The 15683-nt window shown below is 35.9% G+C and carries 18 protein-coding genes; 15 read left to right on the top strand and 3 right to left on the bottom strand.

The features are described from left to right. Positions 1-58: 58 nt before the first annotated feature. Positions 59-508, bottom strand: a complete 450-nt coding sequence (gene mscL / locus H7F21_RS14025; protein ID WP_185789926.1) for a large conductance mechanosensitive channel protein MscL — start codon at positions 506-508, stop codon at positions 59-61. 163 nt (positions 509-671) lie between these two features. After that, positions 672-1064: a group III truncated hemoglobin gene (locus tag H7F21_RS14020; RefSeq protein WP_185789925.1), complete on the bottom strand. Its 393-nt coding sequence runs from the start codon at positions 1062-1064 to the stop codon at positions 672-674. Positions 1065-1134: 70 nt separating this feature from the next. Here H7F21_RS14020 and H7F21_RS14015 point away from each other — a divergent pair, with 70 nt between their 5' ends. From H7F21_RS14015 to H7F21_RS13965, 11 genes are all read left to right on the top strand, one after another. Then, positions 1135-1923 carry a Rossmann-like and DUF2520 domain-containing protein gene (locus tag H7F21_RS14015; protein ID WP_185789924.1) on the top strand — a complete coding sequence of 263 codons (789 nt, stop codon included), beginning with the start codon at positions 1135-1137 and terminating at the stop codon, positions 1921-1923. Then, positions 1924-2457: a KdsC family phosphatase gene (locus H7F21_RS14010; protein WP_185789923.1), complete on the top strand. Its 534-nt coding sequence runs from the start codon at positions 1924-1926 to the stop codon at positions 2455-2457. A 6-nt stretch (positions 2458-2463) separates the two neighbouring features. Continuing rightward, positions 2464-2778, top strand: coding sequence for a hypothetical protein (locus H7F21_RS14005; RefSeq protein ID WP_185789922.1), 315 nt, complete (start codon positions 2464-2466; stop codon positions 2776-2778). A 7-nt stretch (positions 2779-2785) separates the two neighbouring features. Next, complete coding sequence (locus H7F21_RS14000) at positions 2786-3712, top strand: geranylgeranylglycerol-phosphate geranylgeranyltransferase (RefSeq protein ID WP_185789921.1); 927 nt, start codon at positions 2786-2788, stop codon at positions 3710-3712. Position 3713: 1 nt separating this feature from the next. Beyond that, positions 3714-4307 carry a Maf-like protein gene (locus H7F21_RS13995; RefSeq protein WP_185789920.1) on the top strand — a complete coding sequence of 198 codons (594 nt, stop codon included), beginning with the start codon at positions 3714-3716 and terminating at the stop codon, positions 4305-4307. A gap of 69 nt (positions 4308-4376) precedes the next feature. Continuing rightward, positions 4377-5300 (top strand): septum formation inhibitor Maf, encoded by a 924-nt coding sequence (locus tag H7F21_RS13990; protein WP_185789919.1) that lies wholly within the window; start codon positions 4377-4379, stop codon positions 5298-5300. A gap of 38 nt (positions 5301-5338) precedes the next feature. After that, positions 5339-5872: a mechanosensitive ion channel domain-containing protein gene (locus H7F21_RS13985; RefSeq protein WP_185789918.1), complete on the top strand. Its 534-nt coding sequence runs from the start codon at positions 5339-5341 to the stop codon at positions 5870-5872. Between the two features lie 2 nt (positions 5873-5874). Next, positions 5875-6960 carry a magnesium/cobalt transporter CorA gene (corA, locus tag H7F21_RS13980; RefSeq protein WP_185789917.1) on the top strand — a complete coding sequence of 362 codons (1086 nt, stop codon included), beginning with the start codon at positions 5875-5877 and terminating at the stop codon, positions 6958-6960. A gap of 89 nt (positions 6961-7049) precedes the next feature. Next, entirely contained in the window at positions 7050-9569 is a 2520-nt protein-coding gene (locus tag H7F21_RS13975) for a PIG-L family deacetylase (protein ID WP_185789916.1), read from the top strand. Between the two features lie 131 nt (positions 9570-9700). Beyond that, a complete protein-coding gene (locus H7F21_RS13970; protein ID WP_185789915.1) occupies positions 9701-11530 on the top strand; it encodes a sodium:solute symporter family protein in 1830 nt (609 codons plus the stop codon). Beyond that, entirely contained in the window at positions 11520-12497 is a 978-nt protein-coding gene (locus H7F21_RS13965; protein ID WP_185789914.1) for a Gfo/Idh/MocA family protein, read from the top strand. Before H7F21_RS13970 ends, H7F21_RS13965 begins: the two co-directional genes overlap by 11 nt. A 48-nt stretch (positions 12498-12545) precedes the next feature. On the opposite strand, the gene H7F21_RS13960 is transcribed toward H7F21_RS13965, so the two are convergent. Further along, positions 12546-13391, bottom strand: a complete 846-nt coding sequence (locus H7F21_RS13960; protein ID WP_185789913.1) for a DUF2911 domain-containing protein — start codon at positions 13389-13391, stop codon at positions 12546-12548. 171 nt (positions 13392-13562) lie between these two features. On the opposite strand from H7F21_RS13960, the gene H7F21_RS13955 reads away from it, so the two are divergent. From H7F21_RS13955 to H7F21_RS13940, 4 genes are read left to right on the top strand one after another with little or no spacing between them, the layout of a single operon-like run. Continuing rightward, positions 13563-13892 carry an ArsR/SmtB family transcription factor gene (locus tag H7F21_RS13955; protein WP_185789912.1) on the top strand — a complete coding sequence of 110 codons (330 nt, stop codon included), beginning with the start codon at positions 13563-13565 and terminating at the stop codon, positions 13890-13892. A gap of 29 nt (positions 13893-13921) precedes the next feature. After that, positions 13922-14491, top strand: coding sequence for a hypothetical protein (locus H7F21_RS13950; RefSeq protein ID WP_185789911.1), 570 nt, complete (start codon positions 13922-13924; stop codon positions 14489-14491). Between the two features lie 10 nt (positions 14492-14501). Continuing rightward, positions 14502-14972, top strand: a complete 471-nt coding sequence (locus H7F21_RS13945) for a DUF6428 family protein (protein ID WP_185789910.1) — start codon at positions 14502-14504, stop codon at positions 14970-14972. Between the two features lie 54 nt (positions 14973-15026). Beyond that, on the top strand, positions 15027-15641 hold the full coding sequence (locus tag H7F21_RS13940) for an arsenate-mycothiol transferase ArsC (RefSeq protein WP_185789909.1): 615 nt from the start codon (positions 15027-15029) through the stop codon (positions 15639-15641). Positions 15642-15683 lie beyond the last annotated feature (42 nt).

Genomic DNA, 15683 nt, shown 5'->3' with positions numbered 1-15683 from the left:
ATTTAGACTTCGTGTTTAAACCTTGAAAAAGCGTTAAATTTTTCTAATAATCTTTCAATTAATTTGAAACTTTTGCTTTTAGTAATCTATTCTGCTCTTCCATCAATTCTTTTAAATCAGACAATAACTCAATATCCTTTGGAGTCACGACTGTTTCATCCTTTGTATCTTGTGCTTTGTTGCGCAGTCTATTCATTCCTTTGACCACAACAAAAACTGTAAAACCGATGATGAAGAAGTCTAAAAACACTTCGAACAGAGCACCATAAGCTATGGCAACTTCGCTAGTAGTAATAGCACCAGAAGCATCCGCAATGGCATCCCTTAGGACGATTTTCTTATCCTGAAAATTAACACCATCAGACAATAAGGATAATGGTGGCAATAACACCTGCTTGGCAAGTACGTCAATCACCTTATTAAATGCTGCCCCAATAATAATACCAATGGCCATATCCATCATATTACCTTTTACTGCAAATTCTTTAAATTCTCTTAGAAGTTTCATTGTTTATGATTTAGTTGATATTACACATGCGAAATTCGCGAATTCAGATGAATCTAGAATAAATTAATTCATTTTTTAGAGCCCAATAGAAGTTGAAAATACGATGTAGAAATGAATATCAGTTCGAGTGTTCCGATGCCAAGCGTCGGAATGTATCGAGAACTCATGGTGTGTTCCTAGCCTCAAAAATTTTCAAATATAAAAAGGTCCCCATTTTTCGAGCACGACGCTTGGCATTTTCGGCATAATCGCCCTCAAAAAGGGCTTCTATAGTCTCATACCAAAGGTTTAACCATAAGCCAAAATGCAATTCCGTGATGCTATGATTATGGGACTTATCAACCTTTACGTGCATTTCTAATGGGTTTCCGTAGTATTTAGTTTTTAAGAATAAACTAGATTCCCAAAATGTAGTTAAATGCTCCAAGTGTGCATCCCAATCCTTTATGGTATTATTAAAAAAAGGGCCTAAGACTTCATCCTCTCTGACTTTCGCATAAAATTGAGATACTAGCTGGTAAACGTCTTCTCTTGTTTTTATATCTGGTTTTCCCATACAAACAAAGTTATTGTTTTTAATCATCTTAGTGTTTACACAAAACAGATAATCTTACTATTTTTACAGTATGATATCTGTTGTATTACTCGGCGCAGGAAATGTAGCCACACATTTATATAAGGCCTTTATGGCATCTAATGCTGTTACGGTTATACAATGGTATAATCGTACGTATAGCTCAATTTCATCTTTCGCCAATGACGTAGACACCATTGATCAATTAGAATCATTAAAAGAAGCTGATATCTATATTATGGCAGTTAGTGATGATAGCATTTCAAAATTATCCCAAGAACTGCCTTTTGAGAATCGACTAGTAGCACATACCTCTGGAAGTGTGTCCATTCATGATTTAGATAAAAAAAATCAGCGCGCAGTATTTTATCCGCTGCAAACCTTTTCCAAGGATGCCGAATTAGATTTTTGTGACATTCCTATCTGTATTGAGGTCACCGAGAAAGCCAACATGCCTTTTATGAAAGATTTGGCAGAAGCGCTGGGCTGCAAACCCTATAAAATCAATACTGAGCAGCGACAAACCTTGCATCTTTCAGCAGTATTTGTCAATAACTTTACCAATCAATTGTATCGTATTGCGCATGAAATTAGTGACGCCAAAAACATTAATTTTGATATCTTGAAACCTTTAATACTAGAAACCGCTAAGAAAGTTCAGCATATGTCGCCTTACTCGGCACAAACTGGACCTGCAAAACGCAATGATAAAAAGACGATTAAACGTCATCTAAAGCAAATAGAATCCGACGAGCATAAAGCTATTTATGACCTCTTAACCGCTTCAATTAAAAAAGCACATGGTATTTCGATACGCTCAATGACCAAAAAAAATAAATAGATGAATGACGATAAAAGCTACAAAGAATACCTAGCAGACATTACCACCTTTGTTTTTGATGTCGATGGCGTATTAACCGATGGTACAATTACAGTAACTACTGATGGCGAAATGCTCCGCACTATGAACATCAAAGATGGGTTTGCATTAAAAACGGCTGTTGATGCTGGCTTTAATGTTTGTATTATTTCTGGTGGCTCAAACGAAGGCGTTCGTAAGCGTTTAACTGGTTTAGGTATTAAGGACATCTATTTAGGTGCTCATAATAAAATAGAGCAACTCAACGCGTATATGAGCAAGCACAATATTGGCTCAACTCAAATGTTATATATGGGAGATGATATTCCTGATTATCCAGTGATGAAGGTATCGGGCTTACCGTGCTGCCCTCAGGATGCCGTGCCAGAAATAAAGGCTATTTCAAAATATATTTCACATAAAAAAGGTGGCAAAGGTGCCGTTAGGGATGTCATTGAACAGGTACTTAAAGTCCAAGGAAAATGGAATGGAAACTTTAATGCCAAATATGACTAAATACAGATGGGACGAAGAACCAGAAGACATAGTACAGGATTTGGTTATATAGGTTTTGGCAACAATCAGGCAACCTTTAACCAAAAGACGAGTACGCCCTTTTCTGTGTATAAGGAAAAGTTGGATCTTGAAGCACACCTCCATTACGAAATGGAGTTTATGCATAAAGACCTGACTAAAGAAGATAAAAAAAAAATTAAAGATAAAATAAGAAAACAAGAACGAAAACTGTTTATAAGAACCACTATTGTAAGTCTTATTGTTTTTGCCATTATTGCTTACATAGCCTATTATTTAATCAATCAAATTATATCTCGGTAATCCTAAAATGATTCATTTTCTAAATTTAATTCGTTGGAAAAACTTATTAATGATTGCTCTTGTACAAATCTTAATAAAATACGCACTACTTCTCCCCTTTTTTGAAAGTCATGGCGTTATTACCACATTAAGCCCTTTGGCATTTTTCTTATTAGTATTTGCCACTATATGTATTGCGGCTGGTGGTTATGTGATCAATGATATCTATGATGTCGAAGCAGACCATATTAATAAACCCAACCAAGTAATTATCAACAAACATATTCCTGAAAAAATAGCACTTCGATTTTTTATTGCTCTTAATATTATTGGTGTAGGTATTGGGTTCTACTTGTCTAATGGTATTAATAAATCAGGCTTTTTCGTGATCTTCTTTATTGCTTCCGCCTTGCTTTACATCTATTCATCTTACTTAAAGCAGATACTATTGGTTGGCAATATTGTTGTGTCATTGGTGGTTTCTTTAAGCATGCTATTGGTTGGTATTTTTGAACTCCTGCCAGTAATTAATGACGCCAACAGGGAGATTCAAATCTTCTTTTTCCAGATTATATTAGACTATGCCATCTTTGCCTTTATGATTAACTTTATTAGGGAATTGGTCAAAGATATCGAGGATATTGATGGAGACCACAAGGTAGGTATACAAACGCTTCCGATTGTATTAGGTCGGGAACGCACCAATAAAATCGTATTTGTGCTATCGCTTATTCCTTTATGCGCTGTGGTGTATTATGTTATTGCTAATTTATTCAAACAGCAATTACTTGTGGGATATTTTTTAGTTTTCGTTATAGCACCTTTAATCTATGTGACCATAAAATTGTTTAGTGCAGAGCAAAAATCTCATTACAAGCATGTAAGCCTACTATTGAAGTTGGTCATGCTCACTGGAATGCTTTCGATGCTTCTCTATGCTTATATCTTAAAGTAATATGCTGAACCAAAAACTCAAAGGATTTAATATCATCTTAGCTTCTGCCTCACCTAGACGTCATGCGTTTTTACAATCCATGAATATCGACTTTGAAATAAGACTGAAACCTATTGAAGAACGCTACCCAAAGCATTTAAAGGGCACGGAAATTACCGACTATTTGGCAAAATTAAAAGCCGAAGCTTTTATGGATGAGCTTCAACCTAAAGACATTTTGATAACAAGTGATACTATCGTTTGGTTGAATGGCAAGGCTATTGAAAAGCCAAAGGATGCCGACGATGCTTTTAGAATGATTACGTCGTTGAGTGACAAAACACACGACGTGATGACCTCAATATGCTTTACTCAAAGTTCCTCTCAAAAGCTAGTGAACACAACCACTGAAGTGACGTTTAAGGCACTAACAGATGATGAAATTTGGTATTACATCAACACCTGTAAGCCCTTTGACAAAGCTGGTGCTTATGGCATACAAGAATGGATTGGTGCCATTGGAATTATAAAAATCGAAGGCTCTTATAACAACGTAGTCGGACTACCAACACATTTACTTTACGAAACGTTAAATATCATTGCAGACGGTAAGTAGGATAGTAACTTTGCAATATTAAAGAATTTGTCATTCTGAGCTATTTTCAGAATCTAAATATATCATACTATGAAGAAGCTATCTTTTTTATTATGCTTATCATTCCTTATTATAAATTCCTGCAAAGAAAGTAAATCCGAAACTTCAGAAACTCTAGCCATATCTGAAACCAAAGCAGAAACTATTCTTCCAAAAACTATGCTCTCAAAGGAGTTTAAAGACTATTGGTACAATGGTGAAGCTGAAATCACATCCTACAAATTAGAACAAGCGCGTTATGGCGAAATGCGAGATGGTACAGCTGTAATGGTTTTTGTGACAGAGGATTTTCTTCCAGGAGAACAAGTCAAAGCAGATACTTATAGTAAGAAAAATACACCTGTTTTAAAATTGAACGCTACCAAAAATTTTAACACTGGTATTTATCCATATTCCATTATGCAAAGCACATTTTATCCTGTGGTCAATAATGAACATGCTATAAAAGTTTCAGCTTCGATACAAGAATGGTGCGGACATGTTTATACACAGCTGAATAATCGCAGGGATTTTGAAATCATGTCTCACTCCTACTTTCAAAATGAAGCAGATCAAAATTTCAACATTGAGAAGACTTGGACAGAAAATGAGCTATGGACAAAATTGCGTATCGACCCAAAAAGTTTGCCTACAGGAGAAATAGATATTATTCCATCATTAGAATATACCAGATTAAGGCATAAAGCTATTAAAGCCTACAAAGCGATTGCAAGTTTAGACAATGGGACTTACACTTTATCATATCCTGATCTAAATAGGACGTTAAAAATTCAATTCAATCCCCAGTTTCCGTTTGAAATAAACGGTTGGGAAGAGATATCAGTAAGTGGTTATGGTTCATCTGCACAGACCCTAAAAACGAAAGCAACTAAGTTAGAATCTATTACTTCTCCCTATTGGAGTAAAAATAGTAATGCAGATGAAGACCTTAGAGTAACACTAAAATTGCAATAAATTAAAGTTATATTTGTTAGAGCCAAATTCGCTTTAGCATGTCAGATGTCTTTAACAGTTATAGAACGGAAATTATTTATACAGCATTTCTGCTCATTGTCCTTCTAGTGATTAGGGCAATTATTGTTATTACCGTAAAGAAAATAGGAAAGAAAAGCGGTACTACGGAAGCAAGAGCCAATTTAATTGGGCGCTATGCAACCGTCACTATATTTTTAATAGGCCTGCTTATTGAAGCTTTTATCCTTGGTGCCGACACCAATGATATCACCTTGGTGTTTTCATCTGTTTTTGCTGTTATTGGTATTGCACTCTTCGCTATATGGTCTATTCTCAGCAACGTTACTTCTGGTGTAATCATGTTCTTTTCGTTTCCTTATAAAGTAGGCGACAAAATTAAAATCCATGACAAAGACTATCCAGTAGAAGCTATCATTGAGGACATAAGAGCGTTTCAGCTTATCTTAAGAGAAGATAATGGCGATCTGGTTACCTATCCCAATAATCTTATTCTTCAAAAAGCAGTAACTTTAATGGAGAAAGACGCACTAGATGATAGCAGTATTCTTTAAATATGGTTAGAAAAAGCGCTAAAAAGAAACGTACCGAAGAGTACAAAAAACATATAGGACAAGTACCAGGCACTCTGGTCTATACTGGTAAAAAATCCGATAAAGACTTTCATTTAGAATGCTTCGATTATACCAAGGAAAATATTGAAGAATCAATTCTTTTAAATATTGAAGATGTCATTAATTATAAAGATACCGATTCTGTCACCTGGATTAATGTCGATGGCTTAAAGCACACTGATAAAATTGAAGCGATTGGCAAACAATACGACTTGCATCCTTTGGTGCTTGAGGATATCGTAAACACCACTCAAAGACCAAAAATTGACATTTACGATGATTACCTCTTTGTGGTATTAAAAATGCTCTATTACGATGATAAAGAAAATATTGTTATAGAACAAGTGTGTTTGGTTTTGGGTAAAAATTATGTATTGACTTTTCAAGAATCCGAAGGTGATGTATTTGGACACATTAGAGATCGATTGCGTTATGCAAATGGTAGAATTCGAGGTTTAAAATCCGATTACTTAATGTATGCACTTATTGATGCGGTTGTAGATAATTACTTCAGCATCATCGAAACCTTGGGCAATAAGATTGAGGATTTGGAGACAGAATTATTCACAGGAAATGCTCGTGAAGATATCAATGTGGAAGTGCAACAGTTAAAACGTGAAATTCTAAAAGTACGTCGTGCGATCTTTCCATTACGTGAAATTATAAGTCGTATTGAAAAAGGTGAGCATCGTTTAATTTATAAGCGCACAATCACTTATTACAGAGATGTTTATGATCATTTAATTCAAGTGTCAGAAAATATAGATATTTATCGTGAAATGATCTGGAGTTTAATGGATATGTACATGACCACCATTAGTAACAAGATGAACGAGGTCATGAAAGTTCTAACCATAATGTCTTCTATTTTTATACCACTCACCTTTCTCGCAGGACTCTACGGTATGAATTTTAAATACATTCCCGAACTAGAATATCGTTATGGCTATTTTGTACTGCTTGGTGTCATGCTCTTAATGTTTGTTGGATTGTTGTTTTATTTTAAGCGGAAAAAGTGGCTACGTTGAATAAAACGATAACCGTTAAACAAAACCTAAAACTAAGGTCAAAAACGTTGACTTTTATATATTTGGGAAGCAACTAACTAACACATACAATGCGCCACATCAAACTTTGCCTTTTACTACTCCTAGGCACTATAGTTTCTTTACCAGCACAACAACCAAAAAAACTAAATTCCTCAGAGATTTACGAAGCCATCCAAAAACTCAATGTTTTAGGCTCGGTATTATATATCGCAGCACATCCAGATGATGAAAATACACGCTTAATTTCGTACATGTCCAACCATGTTAAGGCACGTACAGCCTATTTGTCATTAACACGTGGTGATGGTGGACAGAATCTTATTGGACCTGAAATCAGGGAGCTCCTTGGTGTGATTAGAACCCAAGAACTCCTAGCCGCTAGACGTGTCGATGGTGGGGAACAACGCTTTACCAGAGCCAACGATTTTGGCTATTCCAAACACCCAGATGAAACCTTGGAGATCTGGAATAAGGACGACGTACTTTCCGATGTGGTTTGGGCCATTCGCGAGTTTAAACCAGATATTATCATTAACCGATTCGATCATAGACGCGCAGGCCAAACACACGGTCACCATACAAGCTCTGCCATGTTAAGTATGGAAGCATTTGATCTCGCAAATGATCCAACAAAATATACTTCACAATTAGAAAGAACAGAAACTTGGCAGCCCAAACGTTTATTTTACAACACCTCTTGGTGGCGTTATGGGAGTAGAGAAGCATTCGATAAAATTGATAAAAGCAATATGCTAAGTTTTGATATTGGCGTGTACTACCCGTCAAAAGGTTTATCTAATAACGAGGTAGCATCCCTAGCGAGTAGTCAACATCTATGTCAAGGTTTTGGTCGACTTACGACTCGTGGCACACAAGACGAGTACATTGAATTTCTTAAAGGCGACCCTTTAGATGACAGCAATGATGTATTTGCTGGTATCGACACCTCTTGGAATAGAATTAAAGATGGGCAAGCTATTGGCAATATTCTCAATACCATTGAATCCAACTTTAATTTCGTGAATCCTGCCTCTCACCTACCTCAACTTTTAGAAGCTTATAAACTGCTACTAAATGTGAAAGACGGACACTGGAAGATCATTAAGACCAAAGAACTAAAAAGTATTATTGAAGCTTGCGCTGGTTTATACATAGAAGTTTCCGCTGATACGCCTCAAGCGTCACCAGAGTCTACAGTAGGCTTGCGTATTGAAGCACTAAATAGAAGTGATGCAAAAATCGATCTGTTATCCTTCAATTTATCGACTTTAAACACGGGCATCTCAAAGAATATGGAAATGTCGAAGAATCAACGTTTAAACTTTGACGAAGGTATCAATATTCCAAAAGATATAAACTACACCACACCTTATTGGCTTAACAAAAAAAGCACCTTAGGCATGTATCATGTTGACAATCCTGAGTGGATAGGGCTTCCTGAAACACCAAGAGCCGTGTTTGTAGACTTCAACCTTAATATTCAAGGAACACCAATTACGATAACGAAGCCTGTGGTCTATCGCTATTCGAAGCCTGACAAAGGTGAACTGTACAGACCCTTTGAGATTGTTCCGCCAGTGTCAGCAAGCTTAGCAGACAAAGTGTTTATTTTTGAAAACGATCAGCAAAAGGATATTGAAGTTATTGTTAGAGCAAGTAGAGATGCTGTTGAGGGCTATGTTGAAATGGCATATCCGAATGATTGGAGCGTCTATCCACAAAAGCAAAAAATTGAAATTGCCAATAAGGGTGATATTCAAAAATTAGTATTTACAGTTATTCCACCAAAAAATCAAAGTGAGGGTTTAATTACACCAATGGTAAACTTTAATGACGAGTTTTACACTGATGAATTGATAGAGATCGATTATGCGCACATTCCTTACCAAAGCGTGTTGATGCCAAGTGTAAGTAAGGTCGTAAGATTAGATATTGAAAAGCGAGGAAATAACATCGGTTACATCGAAGGTGCAGGTGATGTGGTTCCTGAAAGTTTACGTCAAATAGGCTATAATGTCACTGTTATTGAACCAGAACAAATTTCAGCAGAAAATCTAGTAAATTTTGATGCTGTTGTTGTTGGTATTAGAGCTTATAATATTTTGGATGAATTAAAATTCAAACAAAAATTCTTGTTAGACTATGTTAAAGAAGGTGGTAACATGATTGTACAATACAATACTAGTAGACGCATTAAAACGGACAACATCGCACCATACACCCTACAATTATCAAGAGATCGAGTGACGGATGAAAGTGCTGACGTGAGCATTTTAGACCCCAATCATCCTCTTCTTAATTTCCCAAATAAAATAACTACTCAAGATTTTGAAGGCTGGGTGCAAGAACGTGGTTTGTACTTCCCTAACCAATGGTCAGAAGACTTTACACCACTATTAGCAATGAATGATAAAGGTGAAGATTCTAAGCAAGGTAGCCTACTAGTAGCCAAATATGGGAAAGGTAATTACATCTACACTGGGTTGAGTTTTTTCAGGGAATTCCCCGCCGGTGTTTCTGGAGCTTATCGCCTTTTTGCCAATATGCTTTCGGCAGGAAAAGAGGATAAAACAACACTCAAAAACTAAAACCGACAACTAAATGAATGACCAACCGCAGCAAAAACAGAAATGGGATAAATTGTACACGATTGTATTAATCGCCAACGCCATATACATTGTACTTTTTTACTTTATAACAGCATCATTCGCTTAAATTTATGCAGCAGACTTTAGATTGGATTGATTGGACGGTTCTTATTACCACCTTGGCTACGATTGTTGGCTATGGCACCTGGAAGACCAGAGGAAGTAAAAATGTTCAGGATTATGTAAGAGGCGGTAATACCTCAAAATGGTGGACCATTGGTCTGTCTGTAATGGCCACTCAAGCTAGCGCAATAACATTCTTATCTACAACAGGTCAAGCCTTTTCCGATGGCATGGGTTTTGTGCAATTTTACTTCGGTTTGCCAATCGCTATGGTCATTATTTGTTTGGTGTTTATTCCACTATACCATCGCCTTAAAGTTTATACAGCCTACGAATTCCTCGAGAATCGATTCGATTTAAAAACCAGAAGCCTCACGGCCATTCTATTTTTAATACAACGTGGCTTAGCAGCTGGCATTACAATTTTTGCTCCTGCAATAATCCTATCTGTCGTATTGGGATGGAATATTGTTACCCTTAATATTGTAATTGGAGTTTTAGTAATCATATATACGGTTTCTGGTGGCACAAAGGCAGTTACTGTTACCCAGAAACAACAGATGTTCGTGATTTTTGCCGGTATGATTGCTGCTCTGTTAATCATTATTAATCTTATTCCCGATGAAGTTTCTTTTGCAGATGCCATAGATATTGCTGGTGCTACTGGAAAAATGGAAGTTTTAGACTTTTCGTTTGATTTAGAAAACAGATACACGGTTTGGACCGGACTTATTGGAGGTACCTTTTTAATGCTTTCTTATTTCGGGACAGATCAAAGTCAGGTACAACGCTACCTTTCCGGTAAATCGATGAGAGAAATGCAAATGGGACTACTTTTTAACGGTTTACTGAAAGTGCCAATGCAATTCTTTATTCTCTTAGTTGGTGTTATGGTATTTGTGTTTTACCAATTTAATCCATCACCTTTAAATTTTATTGATGCGTCAACACAGACCGTATTAGCATCGGAATATGGTAATGATTATAAAGCACTTCAAGCGAAGCAAGCTGAGCTTTTCGACATGAAACAAAGATTAAGTTTAGAGTATTCTAAAAATGAAAATCCGGCTACAAAGCAGCAACTTTTTACCATTGACAGTATTGAAAAATCTTATAGACTGGAGTCTAAATTTTTAATTAAAAAAGCCATTGATCCCGAATATACTTCGGAATACAACACACTTAAAAATGAAGTTGCTACACTAAGCAGTAATACTGAAAGTACCGAATATAAAGAGAAATCTGAAGCACTAAAAAACTTATATAAAGATTCGGCCAAGGATACACAGACCAACGATAGGGATTATATGTTCATTCGTTTTATACTGAACCATTTGCCTACAGGTCTTATAGGTCTACTTCTTGCCGTAATCTTGTCCGCAGCCATGTCCTCAACAGCTTCAGAAATAAATGCACTGGCAACAATTACTGCTATAGATTTATACGGTAGAAATCTCAAGGAAGATAAAGGTGAAACACATATGGTTAATATGACTAAGTGGTTTACTTTTGGATGGGGAATTATAGCCATAATTATTGCTTGTTTTGCTAATCTTGCCGAAAATTTAATTCAACTTGTAAATATTATTGGCTCCATTTTTTACGGTAATGTATTGGGCATTTTCCTATTGGCATTTTTCTTCAAGCACATCAAAGGTAATGCAGTGTTTATTGGTGCTCTTATAACACAACTAGTCATAATTGCCCTTTACTTTTTAGATAACGCAGACATCATTAATATGCCTTACTTATGGCTTAATTTAATTGGGTGTGTGGTAGTTATTCTTGTTGCTCACCTATTACAAACCATATTACCAAAATCAACTAATGAAGCCTAAAGTAATTCATTGGGGAATTATCGGAGCGGGAAAAATCGCTTCAAAATTTGCTGAGGATTTAAATTCAATCCATAATTGCAAACTTTATGGTATTGCCTCAAGACATTTACAAAAGGCCGAAGCTTTCAAATCACAGTATAAAGCAGAAAAGGCTTTTGGAAATTATGAGGACTTAGCTGCTGATGACAATATCGATGCGATATACATAGCGACTCCTCATAGTTTTCATAAAGCCCACACCTTACTTTGCCTAAATCATAATAAGTCTGTATTATGCGAAAAGCCTTTTGCCATGAATCTTCAAGAAGTTGAGGATATGATCAGGCTTTCAAAACAAAAAAACATCTTACTTATGGAAGCCATGTGGACTGCTTTTTTACCACACTTCCAATATGTTTTAGAACTATTGCAAGAAGCGCATTTCGGTAAAATATTAAAGTTAGAAGCAGACTTTGGATTCCATCCTCATTATGAAGAGTCATCAAGGCTATTTGATAAATCTGTTGGTGGAGGAAGCTTGTTGGATATTGGTATTTATCCCATATTTGCGGCACTTTCTACTATGGGCATACCAACCACAATTGAGGCTAAAGCGGTTTACTTCCCAACCGGAGCAGATTCAAAATGTGATATCGTTTTTAGTTATCCCAATTCAGAGGCCATTCTAAAAAGTACATTACTCGAGGAAACTAAAACTGAAGCTATCTTTTATTGCGAATATGGTACAATTAAAATTAATGGTCAATTTCATCAGCCAAGTACTGTCAAGTTAATTGACCAACTTGGTAATTCCAAACTTAAGACTTTTGATTATAAGACTATTGGTTATAGCTATGAAATTGAGCATTTCAATCAATTGCTAAGAGATGGCAAAACAGAAAGTGACATCATGACATTTGAGCGCAGTCTGGAGCTTATTTCCAGTTTAGATAAGGTAAGACGAAATATTAATCTTAAGTACAAATAAAAAGCACAACTCAATGAGTTGCGCTTTTATAACTTCATAATCTAAAAATTACATTGCTCCCCATTCTTTTAAGGATGCTTTGTTCATCTTTATGTAATCTGCGTTTTCAGCTTTTTCAGCACCAGCAAGTGATTTTTTAGCAGTAGCAATTGCATTTTTCTTATCACCCATTTTAGCATACAACAAAGATTGTTGTCTTAACTGCCAGAAACCAGGATTCTCAAGCATTGACATCGCCTTATCCATCCACATCTTCGCTTTGTCTAAATCCTTACCTTCAGAAAGATTATAAACCGCTGCGGCGTAATAATCATTAGCAGAAGGTCCAGCCATAGTTTTATCTATAGAAGCAGACACTTTTTTATCTGTAGGAACTTCAAACTTGACGCCTACATATGCCTTTTCCCACATCATACCTATAACTCCTGAACTACTTGTAAGATCATCAAAAGAAATCGTATACGTTTCAATCGGCATTGGCAGATCATAAACTTCAGCTGTTACCTTGGCAGCAACTTTAGAGTCGTCCCATTCTCTTGGCGTTCCCCAATTATTCGTATCTGAATAAAAAACAACCTCCCAGGATTTCTCAGCAGGCGTAATAAAAATAGCATAAGAACCAGCTTTCAATTCACTACCACCAACAGTAACATCATCACTGAAAGTAACCATAGTGTTCTTGTTAGCTCCTGCTCTCCACATTTTACCATATGGCACTAAATCGCCAAATATTGTTCTTCCTTTCATACTTGGACGCGAATATTCCAAAGTAACGTCAGTCAAACCAACCTTTTGCTCCATCTTTGAAAAAGGACTTGGTTGTGGTGTTTCAATTTGCGCATTTACCGAAAACATTAATGTTAACGCAAATGCAAATAGTACTAATTTCTTCATTTTGTCTAGTGTTAAGTGTTTTATTTATTAGTGCTATAAAGTTACTGCTTAACTAAAGGCCTATATGTTAAGAAATCCTTAAAAGGACGTTCCTGTAAATTTTTATGACATAAATTCTTTGACCATATCTTTATTAATCGTAATATTGCAATATTATAATTAAATAATATTATGGGGTTAACTAAAAGCGAAATTTTCACCGATACCCAGAATCAAATTGCAACTCTAGCAAAAGCCTTTGCACATCCTGCAAGAGTAGCCATCTTACAACAAATTTTTAAGGCTAATGCTTGTATTTGTGGTGATCTAGTTGATGAAATCGGATTGGCACAAGCCACTATCTCACAACATCTCAAAGAACTGAAAAGCTTGGGGCTTATTAGAGGCAAAATTGAAGGCACAAGTGTTTGCTATTGCATAAATCAAGAAAAATGGTCAAAGATGAAACAATTATTAACTGCATTTTTTAATCAAGATTTAAACAACATAAACTGCTGTTAAAACCAGCAGCATTTTAAATAGTAATATTTATGGAAATCCTATTCTTTTTGTCTGTTACATGTTTAATTGTTTTTATGCTTTTAGCAACCTATGACGGTGCATATCTGCATTTATGGAAGTATGAATTATTTAATCGATCGGAAAGCTTGTTTGAGCATAAAACACATACCGCTAGAGCTATTCTATTCCCTTTAATAGTATGGTTATTGTTCATAGATACTAGCGTAGTCGGATTTTGCATCGGTTTAGCTTTTGTTATCATAGATTTAATTGTTCTTGGCCTAGATGCTTATTCTGAAAAAGAAAGCCGAAGCTTTATGAATGGTTTACCAAAATGGGAATATATACTACACCTATTCGCGAATAGTTTTCATTTTGCGGCTATTGTATTGATAATCGCAGCACGAATTAAAATTGAAGGTAACAGCATCGCCTACACTACAGATTTTATGACGTATCCTAGTTTTGAAACTGTCCAGCTCATTGCTGTAAACATACTGCCAGGTGCTATTATTCTAGGAATTGTTCATCTACTTTTAACATTGGACTTTGGAAAAAAACTCTGGAATATAAATCGATTAAGAATGACTTGCTGCTAAACCAAAAATCATGAAACTATCAGAAATAAAATCAGAATTAAAAACGCTAGATACCATTGCGTTTCAATTGCCAAATGGAGAATTAGTCCCTAATCATTTTCATGTCACGGAAGTTGGTAAAATCACTAAAGACTTTATTGATTGTGGTGGTACTTTAAGACACGAAGAAGTTGTTAATTTTCAACTTTGGGAAGCCAATGATTATGATCACAGATTACATCCTGAAAAACTATTAAGCATCATAAAACTCTCTGAAAAGGTATTGAATATTGCCGATTTAGATATTGAAGTAGAATATCAAGGCGATACCATAGGTAAATTTGGTTTAGACTTTGATGGTAGGAACTTCCTTTTAACCACAAAACAAACAGATTGTTTGGCAAAAGACAACTGTGGAATTCCAAGTGAAAAACCAAAAGTGAGGCTTTCAGATTTACAAAAACAATCCTCTTGTTGCTCACCAGATTCTGGTTGCTGCTAATTATTAATTCATTCTGCTAGGTCAAGGCTAGTGGAGACCCTATTTAAAGAAACAATGCCATACCCAACTATTAAAATCCAAATTGAAGACTTAGATACTTCTTCGATTTCTACAGCAAGAAAAGAGCTGTTACTACCGCTGATTGACTTTATTCAAAATAAGGTAAACACTGATTCAATCATAAACCTCAACTTTATTTGCACGCATAACTCACGTCGCAGCCATTTATCGCAAGTGTGGGCACAAACTATAGCGCATTATTTTGAGATTAACAATGTATTTTGCTATTCTGGTGGAACTGAGGCCACTGCCTTATTTCCATCTGCCGCCGAAGCATTGATAAGTTCTGGATTTAAAATCGAAAAGCTTTCCAATGAAGCTAATCCAGTGTATGCCATTACATATTCTGAAACGGCCCATCCCGTGATTGGATTTTCAAAGACTTTTGATGCAGATTTTAATCCCGCTAAAGAGTTTGCGGCAATTATGACCTGTTCTAGCGCAGATAAAGGTTGTCCATTTATTGCTGGAGCAGAGCGACGTATTCCCATGACTTTTGAAGACCCCAAAGCCTTTGATAACACACCTCAACAAGCTGAAAAATATAGAGAACGTAGTCTTCAAATTGCAACGGAATTGAAATATGTGTTTTCAATGATTAAGGACTAATGCTTGTTATTCCTGTGCATACTACAAGAATCCAGTTCCTAA

This window comes from Winogradskyella flava, assembly GCF_014243395.1.
In the GTDB taxonomy this organism is placed as follows: domain Bacteria; phylum Bacteroidota; class Bacteroidia; order Flavobacteriales; family Flavobacteriaceae; genus Winogradskyella; species Winogradskyella flava.
The sequence above is the reverse complement of the archived record's forward strand: the minus strand, read 5'-3'. Positions and strand labels throughout refer to the sequence as shown.

Bases quoted from the DNA above. Each gene is read 5' to 3' on its own strand.
- H7F21_RS13965 (WP_185789914.1), top strand. From the start codon at position 11,520: ATGAAGCCTAAAGTAATTCATTGGGGAATTATCGGAGCGGGAAAAATC.
- H7F21_RS13940 (WP_185789909.1), top strand. From the start codon at position 15,027: ATGCCATACCCAACTATTAAAATCCAAATTGAAGACTTAGATACTTCT.
- H7F21_RS13990 (WP_185789919.1), top strand. From the start codon at position 4,377: ATGAAGAAGCTATCTTTTTTATTATGCTTATCATTCCTTATTATAAAT.
- H7F21_RS14010 (WP_185789923.1), top strand. From the start codon at position 1,924: ATGAATGACGATAAAAGCTACAAAGAATACCTAGCAGACATTACCACC.
- mscL (WP_185789926.1), bottom strand. From the start codon at position 508: ATGAAACTTCTAAGAGAATTTAAAGAATTTGCAGTAAAAGGTAATATG.
- H7F21_RS13945 (WP_185789910.1), top strand. From the start codon at position 14,502: ATGAAACTATCAGAAATAAAATCAGAATTAAAAACGCTAGATACCATT.
- H7F21_RS13985 (WP_185789918.1), top strand. From the start codon at position 5,339: ATGTCAGATGTCTTTAACAGTTATAGAACGGAAATTATTTATACAGCA.
- H7F21_RS14005 (WP_185789922.1), top strand. From the start codon at position 2,464: ATGGGACGAAGAACCAGAAGACATAGTACAGGATTTGGTTATATAGGT.
- H7F21_RS14015 (WP_185789924.1), top strand. From the start codon at position 1,135: ATGATATCTGTTGTATTACTCGGCGCAGGAAATGTAGCCACACATTTA.
- H7F21_RS13995 (WP_185789920.1), top strand. From the start codon at position 3,714: ATGCTGAACCAAAAACTCAAAGGATTTAATATCATCTTAGCTTCTGCC.
- H7F21_RS14020 (WP_185789925.1), bottom strand. From the start codon at position 1,064: ATGGGAAAACCAGATATAAAAACAAGAGAAGACGTTTACCAGCTAGTA.
- H7F21_RS14000 (WP_185789921.1), top strand. From the start codon at position 2,786: ATGATTCATTTTCTAAATTTAATTCGTTGGAAAAACTTATTAATGATT.
- corA (WP_185789917.1), top strand. From the start codon at position 5,875: ATGGTTAGAAAAAGCGCTAAAAAGAAACGTACCGAAGAGTACAAAAAA.
- H7F21_RS13950 (WP_185789911.1), top strand. From the start codon at position 13,922: ATGGAAATCCTATTCTTTTTGTCTGTTACATGTTTAATTGTTTTTATG.
- H7F21_RS13970 (WP_185789915.1), top strand. From the start codon at position 9,701: ATGCAGCAGACTTTAGATTGGATTGATTGGACGGTTCTTATTACCACC.
- H7F21_RS13960 (WP_185789913.1), bottom strand. From the start codon at position 13,391: ATGAAGAAATTAGTACTATTTGCATTTGCGTTAACATTAATGTTTTCG.
- H7F21_RS13975 (WP_185789916.1), top strand. From the start codon at position 7,050: ATGCGCCACATCAAACTTTGCCTTTTACTACTCCTAGGCACTATAGTT.
- H7F21_RS13955 (WP_185789912.1), top strand. From the start codon at position 13,563: ATGGGGTTAACTAAAAGCGAAATTTTCACCGATACCCAGAATCAAATT.